The sequence below is a fragment of the Brachybacterium sp. J144 genome, assembly GCF_036321705.1.
Lineage (GTDB): Bacteria > Actinomycetota > Actinomycetes > Actinomycetales > Dermabacteraceae > Brachybacterium.
Genome location: NZ_JAZDCG010000039.1, coordinates 1 through 15,123 on the forward strand (window position 1 = coordinate 1; position 15,123 = coordinate 15,123).

Below are 15,123 nucleotides of genomic sequence, written 5' to 3' on the forward strand. Positions count from 1 at the left end.
TGGGCCGCCCCCGTTGTTAGGTCCGGTCTCTGTGTGAGTCGTCGGGTTCCATTTCGTGGGTGCAGTGGCGAGCATAGTCGGCCGGGGTGAGGTAGCCCAGCGCCGAGTGGCGTCGCACGGTGTTGTACTCGACTTTCCAGTCGCCGATGACGACCTGGGCGTGCAGCAGTGAGTAGAAGCTGTTGATGTTCAAGCACTCGTCGCGCAGGCGGGAGTTGAACGACTCGACGTAGCCGTTGAGCCACGGCGAGCCGGGCGGGATGTACGACAAGCCGGTGCGGGTGCCGGCCCAGTCGGCGATCGCCTGGCTGATGAACTCGGGCCCGTTGTCGCTTCTGAGGACCGCGGGCGGGCCGTGCAGCTTGACGAGGTCGTCGAGATGGTCGGTGAGACGGTCGGCGGTGATGGAGCGTTCCACGAGGCCGCCGAGGCAGACCCGGGTGTGCTCGTCCACGATCGACGCGATCTTGATCGGACGCCCGGCCTCGTCGACGTCGAACTGGAAGTCGATGGCCCACACCACGTTCGGGGCGCACGCCTTGGGGGCGTCCGCGGTCGAGGAGCCGATGCGCTTACGGCGACGTTGCTGGGGCACGCGTAGGCCTTCCTCGCGCCATAGCCGCTGGATCTTCTTGTGGTTGACCTGCCAGCCCTCGCCGCGGGCGTCGTGGTACGCGCGCCGGTAGCCCCAGCGGGGGTGCTTCTTCGCGTAACCGCGCAGCCATTCACGCAAGGCGGCGTCGGGGTCGGCGACGGTATCGGCCTTGAGGGTGCGCCGGTAGGCGGACCTGGATAGCCCGGTCAGCCGGCACGCCATCCGCTCGCTCACCCGCATCTTCGCGATGAGGTGAGCGACGGCGGCGCGCCTCCTGCCCGGGCCTAGAAGTTTCCCTCTGCCAGCTCCTTCAGCGCCGCCTTCTCCAGCTCTGCTTCAGCGAGCAGACGCTTGAGGGTGGCGTTCTGCTTCTCGAGCTCCTTGAGGCGCTTGGCGTCGTCGGCCTTGAGCCCGCCGTACTGGTTGCGCCACCGGTAGTACGTCTGTTCCGACACGCCCAGCTCGCGGCACACCGCCGCGACGTCCGCGCCATCGGCCAGCATCCGGTCGGCCTGTCCGAGCTTGCGCACGACCTGCTCAGGCGTGTGCCGCTTCCTCGTGTTCGTCATGATGAGACCAGTCTTCCTGCCCGCAGCAGCGAGCATCAAGAGGACTCACACAACGACTGGACCTACATCACGGGGTCAGCCCACCCGCCCTTGACTGCGACGTACATCAGGCCTCCGATCCAGGGATGGATGCGGCGATAAGCCGCGTGGTGCGGGGAAGAGCGACAACCGAGTTGTCATCGACGACCAGCAGGTCGACACCGCGGGGGAAGAGCGACGCGTTCTTCGCCCAGACGTCTGCGAATCCCGTGGGCACCCATGGAGCATCGATCTCGACGATGCCGTCAATACCCGGGCCCACGCCCGTGAACCGATCACCCTCCCCGCGGGCGCGAGCGTCGAGGATGATGGTCGCCGAGCGATGGGGCGCTTCGTCGCTTCCGTGAGCGAGCGCCTCCAGGTCCGGGAAGGAGTCCGGGGTGGCGAAGACGAAGTCAGCGGCACCGATGGAGGTGGCGAGACGTGCACCCGTGTGGAACGACAAGTAGTGCACTGCGGAAGCGTCGTGAGCGAGCGCCTCATGGAGGGCGACCGGAGACTGCTCGTCCAGGATCGTCATCGCGACGGCCGCCAGGCCCGGGCCCAGAGAGGCAGGCGCCTTGGCCGGGCCTTGGATGGAGTATCGCTGGCCCGGGTGAGCCAGCGCGTCGAGGATCGCCCGGAAAACGCTCTGCGCCTCGCGGGTCGGGTCAGCGAAGCCCGGGGCAGGGGCGGCCGTGCCGCTCTCCGATGAGGTGATCATGCGTGCTCCCTTGCGACGGTGAAGAAGTCGACCTTGGTGCTGCGCGCGTCGGCCGCCCGCGCGTCGTCTTCGCGCCGCTGCGCCTGAGCCAGCGGGGTGATGACGTCGGCAAGGACTCGCTCTCGCTGCCCTGCGTCCTGGAGGAGTCCGTCGAAGGCGGCAGCGAACCACGCGTGGTCGACGTCGGTTCCCAGCGCGTAGGACGTGCCGACTCGCTCGTGCTCGAGCGGCGCTCCGTGCACGCGGAGAGTCGCGCGGACGACAGTGGCTTCGCCGAGGTTGAATCGGTCCCCGCCGGCGCCGGCACGGCCGCGCACCATGACGAGCCCCGCCTCCGGCCCGCGGACCGTGTCCACCTTCGGTGTGATCGGCTGGGCCGCCCAGGCATCGGAGAGCTGAGAGGTGCTAGCGAGTGCGAGTACTCGCATCCACCTCTGTCGCTCCGCGACGTGATCAGTTGGACTCGTCACTACTGCCTCCTTGGTTGTCCAGGTTTCTGGATGATTCGAGCCTAGAAGCGACACCGCAATGTTGTCTAGTTTTCTAGATGACCAGTAGATGTCCGAAACATGAATGTCAGTGGTACGGATCGGAAGCGAGCGATGCGGACGGTAATGTACGGAGACGATGACCATCTCTCACCGCTCTTCGACCGGATACGCGACGTGGCGCCTGATCGCCGATCAGCTGCGCAGCGAGATCCTCGACGGCACCCTGTCACCGGACGCTCGACTGCCAACTGAGGCCGAGATGGCCGCACGTTTCGGCGTGAACCGCAATACCGTGCGCCAGGCGCTGTCGACCCTCGCCGGCGAAGAGCTGATCGTGACGAGACAAGGCGTCGGCACGTTCGTCGTGCCTCACACCGTCCTCGTCCACCGGATCCGCCTGCGCACCAGGCTCAGTGAGAGCATCGGCGACCACGATGTCTCCACGCGGAGACTCCTTGCCGCAGAGCTGGTGCGCGAGGTTCCGGACGACGCTCGCGAGCGACTTCGGCTCGGCGCGGGAGGGGCCCTGCGCGTCGACGCGGCGACCGATCTCCGAGGAAGCACCATCGCCCGCTCAACAGCGTGGATGGCGCCCGGCCTGGTCCCAGGATTCGAGACACAGCTCGCCTCCACCGGTTCGGTGACCCGCGCCCTGAGGGCCGTCGGCGTCGACGACTACGTCCGCTCCTGGAGCCGCGTCAGCGCTCGAGTCGCGACAGGCGCGGAAAACACGGATCTCGGCCTCCCTCCCGGGTCGACGGTCCTCGTCGTCCGTTCGCTCGACACGCTTCCGGATGGGACGCCGCTGCAGTACAGCCTCGCGCGCTTCCGCGCTGACCGTGTGGAACTCGACGTGCAGGCCGACCTGCATGCGGAGGATTGACGCAACTTCCACTGTTCACTTCGATGTGGAACTTCGTTCACGGATGATGGTTAGCGTGGAAGCATGACCGACACCATGAATCTCCGCGTGCTCACCCTGAACATCTGGATGGACCCGCGTGATCGCGCCGAACGCGACGCACTCCTGCTCCAGGGCCTCGAGGAGCACGACGCCGACATCGTCTTCCTGGGGGAGGTCCTGCGCACCCCGGAGCGTGACGCCTACCAGATCGTTAAGGACAGCTCCCCCCTGCACTGGCACCACGCCTCGGACTACCGCGAGATCGGTTGGCTCCCCTGGGGCACCGCCGTCGGCACACGGTGGGAGCCGAAGAGCGTCGACATCCACACGCTCCCGGCAGCGAACGGACCGCACGTCTGGGAGATGGTGCTCCCGCTCCCCATCGGCGTCGACATGCTCTTCCTCGGCGCACGTCCGAGCTGGAAGTTCACCGATGAGGCAGCCCGCGTCGAGCAGGCGCTATTCGTGACAGAGCTCGAAGAGCGCCGCCGCCAGGTCGCGCCGACCATCCTCGCCGGCGACTTCGACGCGGCGCCCGACCAGGACTGCATCCGCTTCTACACAGGGAAGTCCGCGGTCAACGGCCGCAGTGCCGCGTTCCGCGACACCTTCGCCATCGCGGGCGACGGCACTCCCGGCTACACCTGGACCACGGACAACCCGTGGGTCGCACGCACCGTCGTCGACGGCCAGGGCATCGTCCCGAACTACTTGGTGCAGGAACCGCACCACCGCCGTATCGACTACATCTTCGCCGGGTCGACCGAGAATCACGGACTCGTGGAGAGTGTGATCACGAACAGCAAGGTGGTGTTCGCGGAGTACCCCACCGCGAGCGACCACTACGGCGTCCTCAGCGACATCAGCCTCAAAGCACTGTCAGAGCCGACCGCCGTCTTACCCTGAGGCCCCACGCATCCCGCATGACAGAAGCGGCGCAACCTTCGGGTTGCGCCGCTTCTGTCATGCGGGGAATCCGTTGGCCCGCACCGCGATTACACCCCGTGGATCTGCTTCGCCTTGGCCGACAACTCCGAACCACGTCGCGTCCGACCGGGGTCTTCCGCCGCGAGCGCCGAGCACAGAGCATCCAGCACCGCGAGATGGATGAACCGGCTCATCGTCGCTTCGAGCTGGAACCGCGTCTCTCCGGAGCCTGCCACGAGAGAGATCATCGCCTCGCCCACTAGCGGGTGTCAATGGCCAATAGGAACTGCCCGTGGGCGGCCAGCAGAAATGCCCGCTGGTGGCCACGGAAACTGCCCACTCATGGCCAACAGATCTGCCCACCAGGGTGTTGGTGGCGTTGGCCATGTCGAGGGCGTCGTCGTTTAGTTCATCGCGGTGACTCCTTTCCCGGCGAGGGCCTGGGTCAGCCGGATGGAGTCGCCCGATGTCTGGCAGACGTGCGCGTGGTGCAACAGCCGGTCGACGGTCGCCGTCGCGAGGGTCTTGGGCATGAGTTCGTCGAACCCAGCGGGGTGCAGGTTCGAGGACACCGCGATGGAACGTTTCTCGTAGGCGGCATCGACGAGTCGATAGAGGCCCTCGGCGGCGTCCGCACCGACTTCGAGTAGCCCGATGTCATCGACGACGATCAGATCCGCGCGGAGGATCCGGGCCACGACCCGGCTGACGGAGTCATCGGAGCGGTGCGCGCGGACCAACGCGCCGAGATCCTCGAGCCGGAACCACGCGACCCGCATCCCGGCCTCGACAACCTGTTGCCCGAGGGCCTCGAGGAAGAACGTCTTCCCCGTGCCCGATGGCCCGCAGACGACGACGTTCTCCTTCCGGCCGATCCATTCCAGGGTCCGCAGTGCCTGTTGCGTCGGGACCGGGATCGAGGACGCGGACTCGTCCCAGGTGTCGAAGGTCTTCCCGGTCGGGAACCCGGCGGCCTTGCGCCTCGTGGCGAGCATGGACCGGGCCCGGCCGGTGACCTCCTCGACGAAGAGGGCCTTGATGACCTCGGCCGGTTCCCACCGCTGGGACTTCGCGGTCGCGATCAGCTCCGGCGCCAACGCGCGAGCGTAGGGCATCTTTAACTGCCGCATCAACGCTTCGAGGTCAGCGGGGAGGACGGGCGCGGCAGCCTGGGTGACGCTCACGCGCTCTCCTCCAGATCATCCGTGACGGCAAGGTCGACCCCGGGCGTGACGGGCTGCCCGATCGCCGCCCAGCCGGCGGTGCCCTGCGCCAGCGACGCTTTCTCATCGGCTCGGTGCGCCTTGCCCTTGGAGACGGCCGCGTTGAGGATCGACGCGAGGTCACCGGTCGCGAACCGCCCGTAGGTGGCCGCCTCACCCAACGCAGCGTCGACCTGGGCTGTGCCGCTGATCTTCGCCACCGCGACCGCTTCGGCCATCTTCACGTTCATCCGCGCCGTGCCCACCGCGGCCGCTTCCAGCAGCCAGGCGTGAGCGCCGGCGCCGATGCCGAGGAACTCGGCCTCCGCGGCGCTCCTGGCCTTGATCGTGTAATCGCCCGGGACCTTCTCCCGATGGTCGGGGAAGTGCGCGTCATCGATCGCGGGACTGCCCGGCCGGGCCCGGTTATGCCGCGCGACTTCGACGGGGCCGTCGGAGCCGACGTGCACGACGATGACCTGCTCGTCGGTGCCGACACCGTGGGAGCGGACGAACACGCGGCCGCCGAGCAGGTGAGCGGGGACGGAGTACTGGCCATTCTCGAACGTGACCATCGGGGTGTTGTCCGGGACGCTGCGCGAGAGCCCGAACGCGACCGTGTGCGCGGTGTCGGGGACCCGGTGCAGCCGGAGCTGTTCTTCCTCGAGCATCGCCGCGGGCTTCCGCCGGGTGGCGCGGTGTTCCCGGTTGTTGACGTGGTCCATGAACGCGTCGCACGCCGCTTCCACCTCGGCGAACGAGGCGTACTCGGGTAACAGGTTCGTGTCCTTGGGGACGATGTCGGCCTTGGCGAGCTTCACCGAGGACTCCACCCCGCCCTTGGACGCCGGATCCGCCGGCTGACAGGTCAACACTGTCACCCCGTAGTGGCGGGCGAAGTCCACCGTCTGCTGGTTCCGCACCGGGACCCCGGCGATGTGCGACACGGTGACCGTTTTCTCGTTGTCGGTCAGCACATAGGTCGGGGCGCCGCCAGCGGTCCTAAACGTGCGATCCAACGCCGCGAACACGCTCGGCGCGGTCCGGTCCCGCAGCGGAATGACGATCCGGAACCGACACCACGCCAACCACGCCACGAACAACACCGTCTTCTTCCCGTCGATCACCGGGCCGTCGCCAAAGTCGTACTGTAACCACATCCCCGGCTCCGTTATCCAGGGGCGGTGCACCCGGACGTGGCCGAGCCGGTAAGCGGCGCGGACCTGCGCGACCGCCCGGCGGGTCGAGCGTTCAGAGCCCTCATAGCCCAGCGCGACGAGCCTGTCGTGAGCCTTATCAGCCCGGATCTTGCCCAGAGACTTCTCGACCCATTCCTCGATCTTAGGCAGGAACGGGTCCGTGACCCGGCCCCGGAACGCCGGCTCGGCGATCGGTCTCCCGGCATCGCGAGCGGCAACATGCCGCGCAACGGTGTGGTGCGAGCAACCGGTCAGCTCCGCGGTCGCGCGCAACGATCCAGTCAGATCGTATGCCTCAAGTATTTCCATGACTTCTCCGTCTAACTTCATTACAGGACCTCTTCCTGGGTGACTTTGGTGCGTCTAGACACCGCAATCAAACCCCGGGAAGAGGCTCCCGCCGCATAACCGGGCGGGGTTCCGAAAAGGAAGTGGGCAGATCGGCTCTGTTGCAAAAATCGTGAAGCTTGAGCATGCTTGGCGGAGATTGGACGGACGGAACGATGACGGATTTCAAGTGGCGCCATTTCCAGGGTGATGTGATCCTGTGGGCGGTGCGCTGGTATTGTCGCTATCCGATCAGCTATCGCGACCTTGAGGAAATGCTGGCGGAACGCGGCATTTCGGTCGACCATACGACGATCTATCGCTGGGTCCAGTGCTACGCCCCGGAGATGGAGAAGCGGCTGCGCTGGTTCTGGCGGCGTGGCTTTGATCCGAGCTGGCGCCTGGATGAAACCTACGTCAAGGTGCGGGGCAAGTGGACCTACCTGTACCGGGCAGTCGACAAGCGGGGCGACACGATCGATTTCTACCTGTCGCCGACCCGCAGCGCCAAGGCAGCGAAGCGGTTCCTGGGCAAGGCCCTGCGAGGCCTGAAGCACTGGGAAAAGCCTGCCACGCTCAATACCGACAAAGCGCCGAGCTATGGTGCAGCGATCACCGAATTGAAGCGCGAAGGAAAGCTGGACCGGGAGACGGCCCACCGGCAGGTGAAGTATCTCAATAACGTGATCGAGGCCGATCACGGAAAGCTCAAGATACTGATCAAGCCGGTGCGCGGTTTCAAATCGATCCCCACGGCCTATGCCACGATCAAGGGATTCGAAGTCATGCGAGCCCTGCGCAAAGGACAGGCTCGCCCCTGGTGCCTGCAGCCCGGCATCAGGGGCGAGGTGCGCCTTGTGGAGAGAGCTTTTGGCATTGGGCCCTCGGCGCTGACGGAGGCCATGGGCATGCTCAACCACCATTTCGCAGCAGCCGCCTGATCGGCGCAGAGCGACAGCCTACCTCTGACTGCCGCCAATCTTTGCAACAGAGCCCTCATGAGGTCCTTTGGTCGGCAGAGGACTTCTGGCGTGTAGAAGACCGTTCGAAATCGGTTCGCGAGGGCGTAGTGCTTCGCGTCGTGCTCCCCACGCGGACCCCACTCGTTGATGTACGCCTCGAGCGCGTCCCAATTCGCGTACCGACGAGCGGAGTTGGTCTTTCCCACGCCTGCAGCGCCGTGGCAGATCCCGATGGTCTTCTCTTTCCGCACGGCGTTGGCGAACTCGGTGAAACGTCGGTGTTCTTTGGTGACGATAAATGCTTGGTTCATCACTCGTCCTCTTCGTAGGTGCGCAGCTTCGGCCGCCGCTTTGTGGGTTCGGGGATGCGAGGTTCCTCACGGGTGGCAACGGTCGGGATGCGGTCGTTGATGGCTCGCCGCAGCTGCTTGCGACGGGCGCGGCGAGCCGTTTCGATGTCGCGAAGACTGAGGCGCAGGTTGGGGTGGGCTTCATCGATAGCGGTACAGATGAACGTGTCCCGGTCATAGACCCGGATCTCGGAGATGTCGCGGGGGTCGTACCGGATCGTGATGGTGTGGCCGACGAACGGGGCAAGAGTGGGGGCGAGGTAGCGCTGGCCTTGGAAGTGGATACCGTCGCGTTGCACGACTCGGTTCTTCGGAACAGTGAGGAGAAGTCCGTCGAGCTCTTGGAAGCTGTCGGGCATCCGTGGCAGCCATCCGTCTGCAACCCAAGCGTCCCGCGGCGAGATCCCCAGCTCACTATGGGGCCGGTCGTTGTAGGTGCCAATAAACTGGCCGATAGCACGATCGAGACCGGCAAGGTCGAGGACAGGCGTAGGTGCCCGACTGCCGGGTCCAAGGTAGCCAGGTAGTGCGCTCAGGAGTTCCGTGTTGATCGTGCCGAAGAACCTCTCGATCTTGCCGCGCCCCTGAGGCCTGCCGACGGTTGAGTGGATGATCCTGACATGCAGGGCGATCGCGGTTCGTTCGAGGTGGTGGCTGATGAAGTCGGAGCCGTGGTCGACGTGCAGGATGTCGGGGATGCCGCACATCGCCCACGCGGGGTCGGTCTTCCGCCAGATCGCCTGCCGGAGGGCGAGGGCTGTGTTGATAGCTGAGGGTGCACCGCTGAACACCATGAACCCGCAGATCGCACGGGAGTAGTCGTCCATCACGGTCGTCAGCCACGGCCGGTCAGGTTTACCGTCAGCGCCGACGATGAGGATGTCGAGTTCAGTGTGGTCGGACTGCCAAGTTTGGTTCGGGTGTTCAGCACGGCGCCGGAAGACGAGCTCGTGCTTGTCTCGGTACGAGGCCGGCCCCTCCAGCGCCAAAGTGACAAGAGCCGGATCGAGGGCCTGGACGATCTGCCGCACGGTCGCATAGCTCGGAGCCCGCAGCTCACGCGCCTGCGCATCAGTGACGGCGAGACGATGCAGCGTGGCGACACTCGGGCGCGGCCGAGTGAGTGCCAGCTGTTCGATGAACGCGACCGTCTCTGCTGAGGTTCGGCGGACACCTTTGTCCATACGCGCATGAGGGTCGAGGGATGCGACGCCGCCTGCTCGATAGAGCTGGTTCCAACGCTGCAGAGTCCGAGCGGAGATCCCTGTTTCCCGAGCGAGGACGGCGAGCGGGATCTGGTCTTCGACATGCAGCCGAAGAACACGCCACCGCTCGGCCGCATCCACGAGTCACCTACACGGTGGTGCTCTCGCGGGCCGCAGAGGCTTGCTGATGCCGGTACAAAGTGGCTCGGCTCCACCCGACGAGCTTTGCCGCATCCTCCGCGGTGCGGCCCTTCGCCCGGGCCTCGGAGACGAGCTTGAGTTTGTCCGCTACAACCACAGGATCGGACAAAGGCCGACCAAACTTGGTGCCCCCATTTCGAGCGGCTGTGATTCCTGCGTTCACACGCTCGGTGATCAGCTCGCGTTCATACTCGGCCAAGGTGGCAAGCATGTTCAGCATCAGCCGGCCCGACGTCGTCGACGGGTCAATCCCATCCGAGATGCTCTTCACCTGTATGTCACGCCCTCGGAGCAGCTTCACCGTGTTCAGCACATCGATCAAGGATCTTCCGAGGCGATCGACTCGCCACACGACGACGGTGTCGCCGGGCTGGGCGTGCTCGAGGAGCTTCTTCATCCCGGGGCGTGAGATCGCGGTCCGACTGCCCGAGGTGACGTCGGCAAAAATGTCCCGCTCCTGCACGCCCGATTTGACCAGAGCCTCAACCTGCAACTTTGCGTCTTGGCTTCTGGTGCTGACCCGCGTATATCCAAGATGTCTCACGGCTCCATTCTGCCTTGGAAATAGCTAGAAACGTCGACGCAAAGACACTTCGCGGTGAGACATGTTTCCAAGACAAATGTGACCCGGAATTCCACCGTTAGTTCCTGAGGCTCGAGGGAGGCTTCGCGTGTCTCGAAAAGCTTTTGATTGTCAACGCATGTCGATGTCCGTCATGCCTTGGATCCCGGACATTCGGGGGTGTGGTGCAGGAAAGCTGGGGAGGCGAGAAGCACCCGGAAAGCGGCGGTTGACGCGTCGCACTGGATGAAATTTCCATCACAGTTTTGGCGTGGAGTGTTCATCCACGGTTTGGTCGGACGCCACCGATGCGACATCTGGTCCTCCTAATTTGGGCGACGTGACCAGAACCGATCTTTCATCCTCACGCCTTTGGCGCGGCGACGGACAACCTCTGCTCGAGCAGATCCGCCTTGCAAGTGCATCGTTCTCCGAATCGGAGAAGCGAGTTGCGCGCTCGATCCACGCCGATCCGCGTGTCGTCATGACGAGCTCCGTGACGGAGTTCGCCCAGATATCTGGAACGTCGGTCGGGTCAGTTGTGCGGTTCTGCCAGAGGTTCGGTCTGCATGGCTTCCAAGAGTTCAAGCTCCTACTCTCGCGCGAAACCCCGCCCGATAGCCCGGGCCCGACCGATGCAGAGGATCCACTCATGAGCACTGTGCGGGGGACTCTGCGTGAAAGCGCGGACGCACTGGAAGCAACCGCCACTCACATCGACCTCAGCGACGTGACGACCATCGTCGACGCCCTAGCATCGGCCCGACGCATTCGGTTCGTAGCAGTGGGCACGTCCGCTCCGCTTGCCTCAGACGCAGCCTATCGACTTACGGCCCTCGGACTCGACGCGACGTTCACCCCCGACTTCATCGCCCAACACGTCGCCGTCCAGGGCCTTGATGAGCGCGACGTCTGCTTTGTCATCAGCCACACGGGATCGACGAAAACGACGCTCGAGGCGGCGCGCACCGCTGCCAATTCAGGAGCGAAAGTCATCGGCATCACGAGCTTCCTCACATCCCCGCTCACAGAGATCGCACACGCGCTGATCGTCGCGGGGAGCTCGGAGACGCGGCATCGAGTGGAGGCGATGACCAGCAGAATCGTGCATCTCTCACTTCTCGATGCCATCTACAGCGTGCTCACGATCCGAGTCAGCGGCGCGACGGAACGGCGTGACGAGGCCGAGAAACTCGTCAACTCCCACCGGATCTGATCCGGCTCGAGCCCCATAGACAGAGAGCGAAGATCGTGAACGGACAGGTCACCGACACCGACGGCAACCCGCTGGCGGACATCCGGGTAAGCGACGGGAACACCGTCGTGCATACTGCGGCCGACGGGAGGTTCCAGCTGGAGACGGACGCGCGTTTCGTGTTTGTGGTGCGTCCGGTGGGTTGGCGATGCAACCAATGGTACTTCGACGGTCGCGAATCCGAGGTGACCTTCACCCTGCAGGCGTCCCCAGTAACGCTTCCGCTTCGCTTCGCTCATCTCACGGACACGCACATCGGTGATGGCGGCAACTATCCGCAGCCCGCGGAACTTGGCACGGGTGAACGTTTGTCTACATTGCTGACCAAGATCGTCGAAGACCAACCGGACCTGCATTCCGCGATCATCACCGGTGACCTGACCGACCACGGCCTCCGCGAGCAATACCGCGAGTTCCGCGAAGCAATTTTCGACACACCAATCCCCGTGCATGTAATTCCCGGCAACCACGATCACATGACGGAACAGACGAGCGATGTCGTCAGCCGCAACGGCTACGCAATCCACTCCGGAGAACCGCGCCACTACGAAGCATTTCTCGGCCCGCGGTGGTATTCGTACGATCTTCCCGCACTGCACGTCGTCGCCATCGACTGGTTCACGCACGAGCTCGGCCGGGATCACGAACAGCAGAATGCCTGGCTGAGGGCCGACCTCGAAGCACTCGACGAGGACATTCCCTGGATCCTACTGTCGCATGATCAGCCAGGCTCCTCGATTCTCTCTGGGCTCCCGAGGCCCCCCATCGCTACATTCTCGGGGCATCGCCATACGTCGCGGGTCGTACGTACTGCGGACACGCTGCACGTCAACACTCCACCTGCGCTCTTCGGTGGCGTCGATCTTTCTCCGGCGACCTACCGCCTTATCACGTGGGACGGCGTAACGATCGGCGTCGAGACGCTCCCTACCGATCCGGATCCTGCCCAGACCCCCGCGGTACTCCTCCCAGCCGCGGCCGAAGCGGCGCGCTGGCGCCGGAGCGTCGGGACGCCCGGCCAGCGTGCCCCTTTCGCGATCGCCAAGGGCGTCATCGTTCTTCCCCTCGCCGATGACGACCACGCTTCGGGGGGTCTCTTCGCGGTCGACGCCGCGACGGGCGGGCTGCTCTGGCACGCCGACCTTGATGCTCCCGTGCGTTCGGCCCCCGTGGTGCACGGCGCGAGCGGCACGGTCCTGTGCACATCGGTATCCGGAACGACAGCGGCGTTCGAAATCTCCACGGGGCGACAGCTATGGCGGAAGCACACCCCCGACCCACTCAGGCTCTTCGGGTTCACTCCGCCAGCAATTCACGAGAATCTCGTCCTCGTGGGCGATCACTCCACCTTGCGCGCGCTCGACATCGACGACGGACACACGATCTGGGAGCGACGGGACATAGCGCCGTACCAGATCTTCGCCCTCCTCGCCGCGCCCGTCTTCTGGGAGCGACGGGCAGCCGACGACGCGTCGGCTCTCATCGTCTGGAGCGGATTCCCTGAGCCGCGAGTCCCTGTCCTCCTGGATCCGGAGACGGGCGAAACGTTCGGGGACCGACTTGCGGAGAGCAACACAGATCTCCTCGAATCGTTGCGCGGTTCGTCCCCCCTCCCGATCCGCACGCCGCTCATCGAACCTGCTACGGGTGATCTGATTGCGACCGGGATCACTGGAGTGTTCCGACGTCCCACGAACAACGACGCGGTGAGCTGGTTCCAAGCGAGCTCGATTCCGTGGAACCCGACGCCGCCGTACTGGACGCTGGAAGGAGTTCTGTTCTCCGACGCGGGAGGCAGCGTCTATCTCAGAGACGCGGCGAGCGGCGAGACACGCTGGCACGCAGAGGTCGCGGCTCGAAGTAATGCCTGCCTACTCACGTACAGGCGCACTCCTCATCCGCTCTTCGCGGCGCCGACGATCTTGGACAAGCAGGTCATCCTCCCAGCCCTCGACGGTGACATCATCACCCTCGATCTCGGTGATGGCGCCCTGCGCTCACGGTTCGCCACCGGCATCCCAATCCTCGTCTCCGTGCAGCGCTTCGAGGATACGACCGTCGTGCTCCACGCCGACGGCACACTCTGCGCCTACCCGAGCGCAATCGTGCAGGGGGAGGAGTCGTGAAGCACCGGAGTATCGGTTGGGTGCTCGTAGCACCCGCGCTCGCACTCATCGGATTGTTCGTGCTCTTGCCGGGCGTGCTTGCGCTCGTCGGCAGCCTCTTCCGCATCGATCTCGGCGACCGCACCGTATGGACCTGGGCCGGTATCGCGAACTACACGGCGATCCTCACCGACCCTGCGGTACAGCAGGCACTGTGGAACACGGTCGTCTACTCAGTCCTCACCATTGTTCCCAGCCTCGTGCTCGGACTCGGCACCGCTGGGCCGCCCCCGTTGTTAGGTCCGGTCTCTGTGTGAGTCGTCGGGTTCCATTTCGTGGGTGCAGTGGCGAGCATAGTCGGCCGGGGTGAGGTAGCCCAGCGCCGAGTGGCGTCGCACGGTGTTGTACTCGACTTTCCAGTCGCCGATGACGACCTGGGCGTGCAGCAGTGAGTAGAAGCTGTTGATGTTCAAGCACTCGTCGCGCAGGCGGGAGTTGAACGACTCGACGTAGCCGTTGAGCCACGGCGAGCCGGGCGGGATGTACGACAAGCCGGTGCGGGTGCCGGCCCAGTCGGCGATCGCCTGGCTGATGAACTCGGGCCCGTTGTCGCTTCTGAGGACCGCGGGCGGGCCGTGCAGCTTGACGAGGTCGTCGAGATGGTCGGTGAGACGGTCGGCGGTGATGGAGCGTTCCACGAGGCCGCCGAGGCAGACCCGGGTGTGCTCGTCCACGATCGACGCGATCTTGATCGGACGCCCGGCCTCGTCGACGTCGAACTGGAAGTCGATGGCCCACACCACGTTCGGGGCGCACGCCTTGGGGGCGTCCGCGGTCGAGGAGCCGATGCGCTTACGGCGACGTTGCTGGGGCACGCGTAGGCCTTCCTCGCGCCATAGCCGCTGGATCTTCTTGTGGTTGACCTGCCAGCCCTCGCCGCGGGCGTCGTGGTACGCGCGCCGGTAGCCCCAGCGGGGGTGCTTCTTCGCGTAACCGCGCAGCCATTCACGCAAGGCGGCGTCGGGGTCGGCGACGGTATCGGCCTTGAGGGTGCGCCGGTAGGCGGACCTGGATAGCCCGGTCAGCCGGCACGCCATCCGCTCGCTCACCCGCATCTTCGCGATGAGGTGAGCGACGGCGGCGCGCCTCCTGCCCGGGCCTAGAAGTTTCCCTCTGCCAGCTCCTTCAGCGCCGCCTTCTCCAGCTCTGCTTCAGCGAGCAGACGCTTGAGGGTGGCGTTCTGCTTCTCGAGCTCCTTGAGGCGCTTGGCGTCGTCGGCCTTGAGCCCGCCGTACTGGTTGCGCCACCGGTAGTACGTCTGTTCCGACACGCCCAGCTCGCGGCACACCGCCGCGACGTCCGCGCCATCGGCCAGCATCCGGTCGGCCTGTCCGAGCTTGCGCACGACCTGCTCAGGCGTGTGCCGCTTCCTCGTGTTCGTCATGATGAGACCAGTCTTCCTGCCCGCAGCAGCGAGCATCAAGAGGACTCACACAACGACTGGACCTACATCACGGGGTCAGCCCA

General features: G+C 65.1%; 14 protein-coding genes and 1 pseudogene. 6 read left to right on the plus strand and 9 right to left on the minus strand.

Features of this window, described 5'->3' with window-relative positions; genetic code table 11:
* Positions 1-16 precede the first annotated feature (16 nt).
* The 3 genes from V1260_RS15655 to phnG form a co-directional block, all read right to left on the minus strand.
* Positions 17-1,164 (minus strand): IS3 family transposase gene (locus V1260_RS15655; protein ID WP_329747683.1). Its coding sequence is split into 2 segments (ribosomal slippage): positions 17-894 and positions 894-1,164, totalling 1,149 coding nucleotides; the frame shifts between segments, so codons are not numbered across the junction.
* A 106-nt stretch (positions 1,165-1,270) separates the two neighbouring features.
* On the minus strand, positions 1,271-1,906 hold the full coding sequence (phnH, locus tag V1260_RS15660; protein ID WP_071330051.1) for a phosphonate C-P lyase system protein PhnH: 636 nt from the start codon (positions 1,904-1,906) through the stop codon (positions 1,271-1,273).
* Positions 1,903-2,541: a phosphonate C-P lyase system protein PhnG gene (gene phnG, locus V1260_RS15665; RefSeq protein WP_083391846.1), complete on the minus strand. Its 639-nt coding sequence runs from the start codon at positions 2,539-2,541 to the stop codon at positions 1,903-1,905. Before phnG ends, phnH begins: the two co-directional genes overlap by 4 nt.
* On the opposite strand from phnG, the gene phnF reads away from it, so the two are divergent.
* Both phnF and V1260_RS15675 read left to right on the plus strand, forming a co-directional pair.
* Positions 2,534-3,280, plus strand: coding sequence for a phosphonate metabolism transcriptional regulator PhnF (gene phnF / locus V1260_RS15670; protein ID WP_071330049.1), 747 nt, complete (start codon positions 2,534-2,536; stop codon positions 3,278-3,280). The genes phnG and phnF overlap by 8 nt on opposite strands.
* A 63-nt stretch (positions 3,281-3,343) precedes the next feature.
* A complete protein-coding gene (locus V1260_RS15675) occupies positions 3,344-4,207 on the plus strand; it encodes an endonuclease/exonuclease/phosphatase family protein (protein ID WP_329747740.1) in 864 nt (287 codons plus the stop codon).
* 425 nt (positions 4,208-4,632) lie between these two features.
* Here the strand turns inward: V1260_RS15675 and istB are convergent, their stop codons facing one another.
* Both istB and istA read right to left on the minus strand, forming a co-directional pair.
* Entirely contained in the window at positions 4,633-5,412 is a 780-nt protein-coding gene (istB, locus tag V1260_RS15680) for an IS21-like element helper ATPase IstB (RefSeq protein ID WP_033105166.1), read from the minus strand.
* Positions 5,409-6,959, minus strand: coding sequence for an IS21 family transposase (gene istA / locus V1260_RS15685; RefSeq protein WP_052166742.1), 1,551 nt, complete (start codon positions 6,957-6,959; stop codon positions 5,409-5,411). Before istA ends, istB begins: the two co-directional genes overlap by 4 nt.
* A gap of 173 nt (positions 6,960-7,132) precedes the next feature.
* Between istA and V1260_RS15690 the strand changes: the two genes are divergently transcribed.
* The gene (locus V1260_RS15690) at positions 7,133-7,897 is read left to right on the plus strand and encodes an IS6-like element IS6100 family transposase (protein ID WP_001389365.1); all 765 of its coding nucleotides are present in this window, start codon (positions 7,133-7,135) and stop codon (positions 7,895-7,897) included.
* Between the two features lie 38 nt (positions 7,898-7,935).
* Here the strand turns inward: V1260_RS15690 and V1260_RS15695 are convergent.
* From V1260_RS15695 to V1260_RS15705, 3 genes and pseudogenes are all read right to left on the minus strand, one after another.
* Positions 7,936-8,229: pseudogene (locus tag V1260_RS15695) on the minus strand (AAA family ATPase); the annotation flags it as partial.
* Complete coding sequence (locus V1260_RS15700; RefSeq protein ID WP_329747759.1) at positions 8,229-9,614, minus strand: Mu transposase C-terminal domain-containing protein; 1,386 nt, start codon at positions 9,612-9,614, stop codon at positions 8,229-8,231. The gene V1260_RS15700 and the pseudogene V1260_RS15695, both read right to left, overlap by 1 nt.
* 7 nt (positions 9,615-9,621) lie before the next feature.
* Entirely contained in the window at positions 9,622-10,218 is a 597-nt protein-coding gene (locus tag V1260_RS15705; protein ID WP_329747760.1) for a recombinase family protein, read from the minus strand.
* A 358-nt stretch (positions 10,219-10,576) separates the two neighbouring features.
* Here V1260_RS15705 and V1260_RS15710 point away from each other — a divergent pair, with 358 nt between their 5' ends.
* The 3 genes from V1260_RS15710 to V1260_RS15720 are packed head-to-tail and all read left to right on the plus strand — an operon-like array spanning position 10,577 to position 13,913.
* Positions 10,577-11,452, plus strand: a complete 876-nt coding sequence (locus V1260_RS15710; RefSeq protein WP_167492488.1) for an SIS domain-containing protein — start codon at positions 10,577-10,579, stop codon at positions 11,450-11,452.
* A 35-nt stretch (positions 11,453-11,487) separates the two neighbouring features.
* The gene (locus V1260_RS15715; RefSeq protein ID WP_069388522.1) at positions 11,488-13,617 is read left to right on the plus strand and encodes an outer membrane protein assembly factor BamB family protein; all 2,130 of its coding nucleotides are present in this window, start codon (positions 11,488-11,490) and stop codon (positions 13,615-13,617) included.
* Positions 13,618-13,637: 20 nt separating this feature from the next.
* Entirely contained in the window at positions 13,638-13,913 is a 276-nt protein-coding gene (locus V1260_RS15720; protein WP_329747761.1) for a hypothetical protein, read from the plus strand.
* On the opposite strand, the gene V1260_RS15725 is transcribed toward V1260_RS15720, so the two are convergent.
* A protein-coding gene (locus V1260_RS15725) for an IS3 family transposase (RefSeq protein WP_329747683.1) occupies positions 13,893-15,040 on the minus strand; the annotation gives its coding sequence in 2 pieces (ribosomal slippage) (positions 13,893-14,770 and positions 14,770-15,040; 1,149 coding nt in all). The genes V1260_RS15720 and V1260_RS15725 overlap by 21 nt on opposite strands.
* Positions 15,041-15,123: the final 83 nt, after the last annotated feature.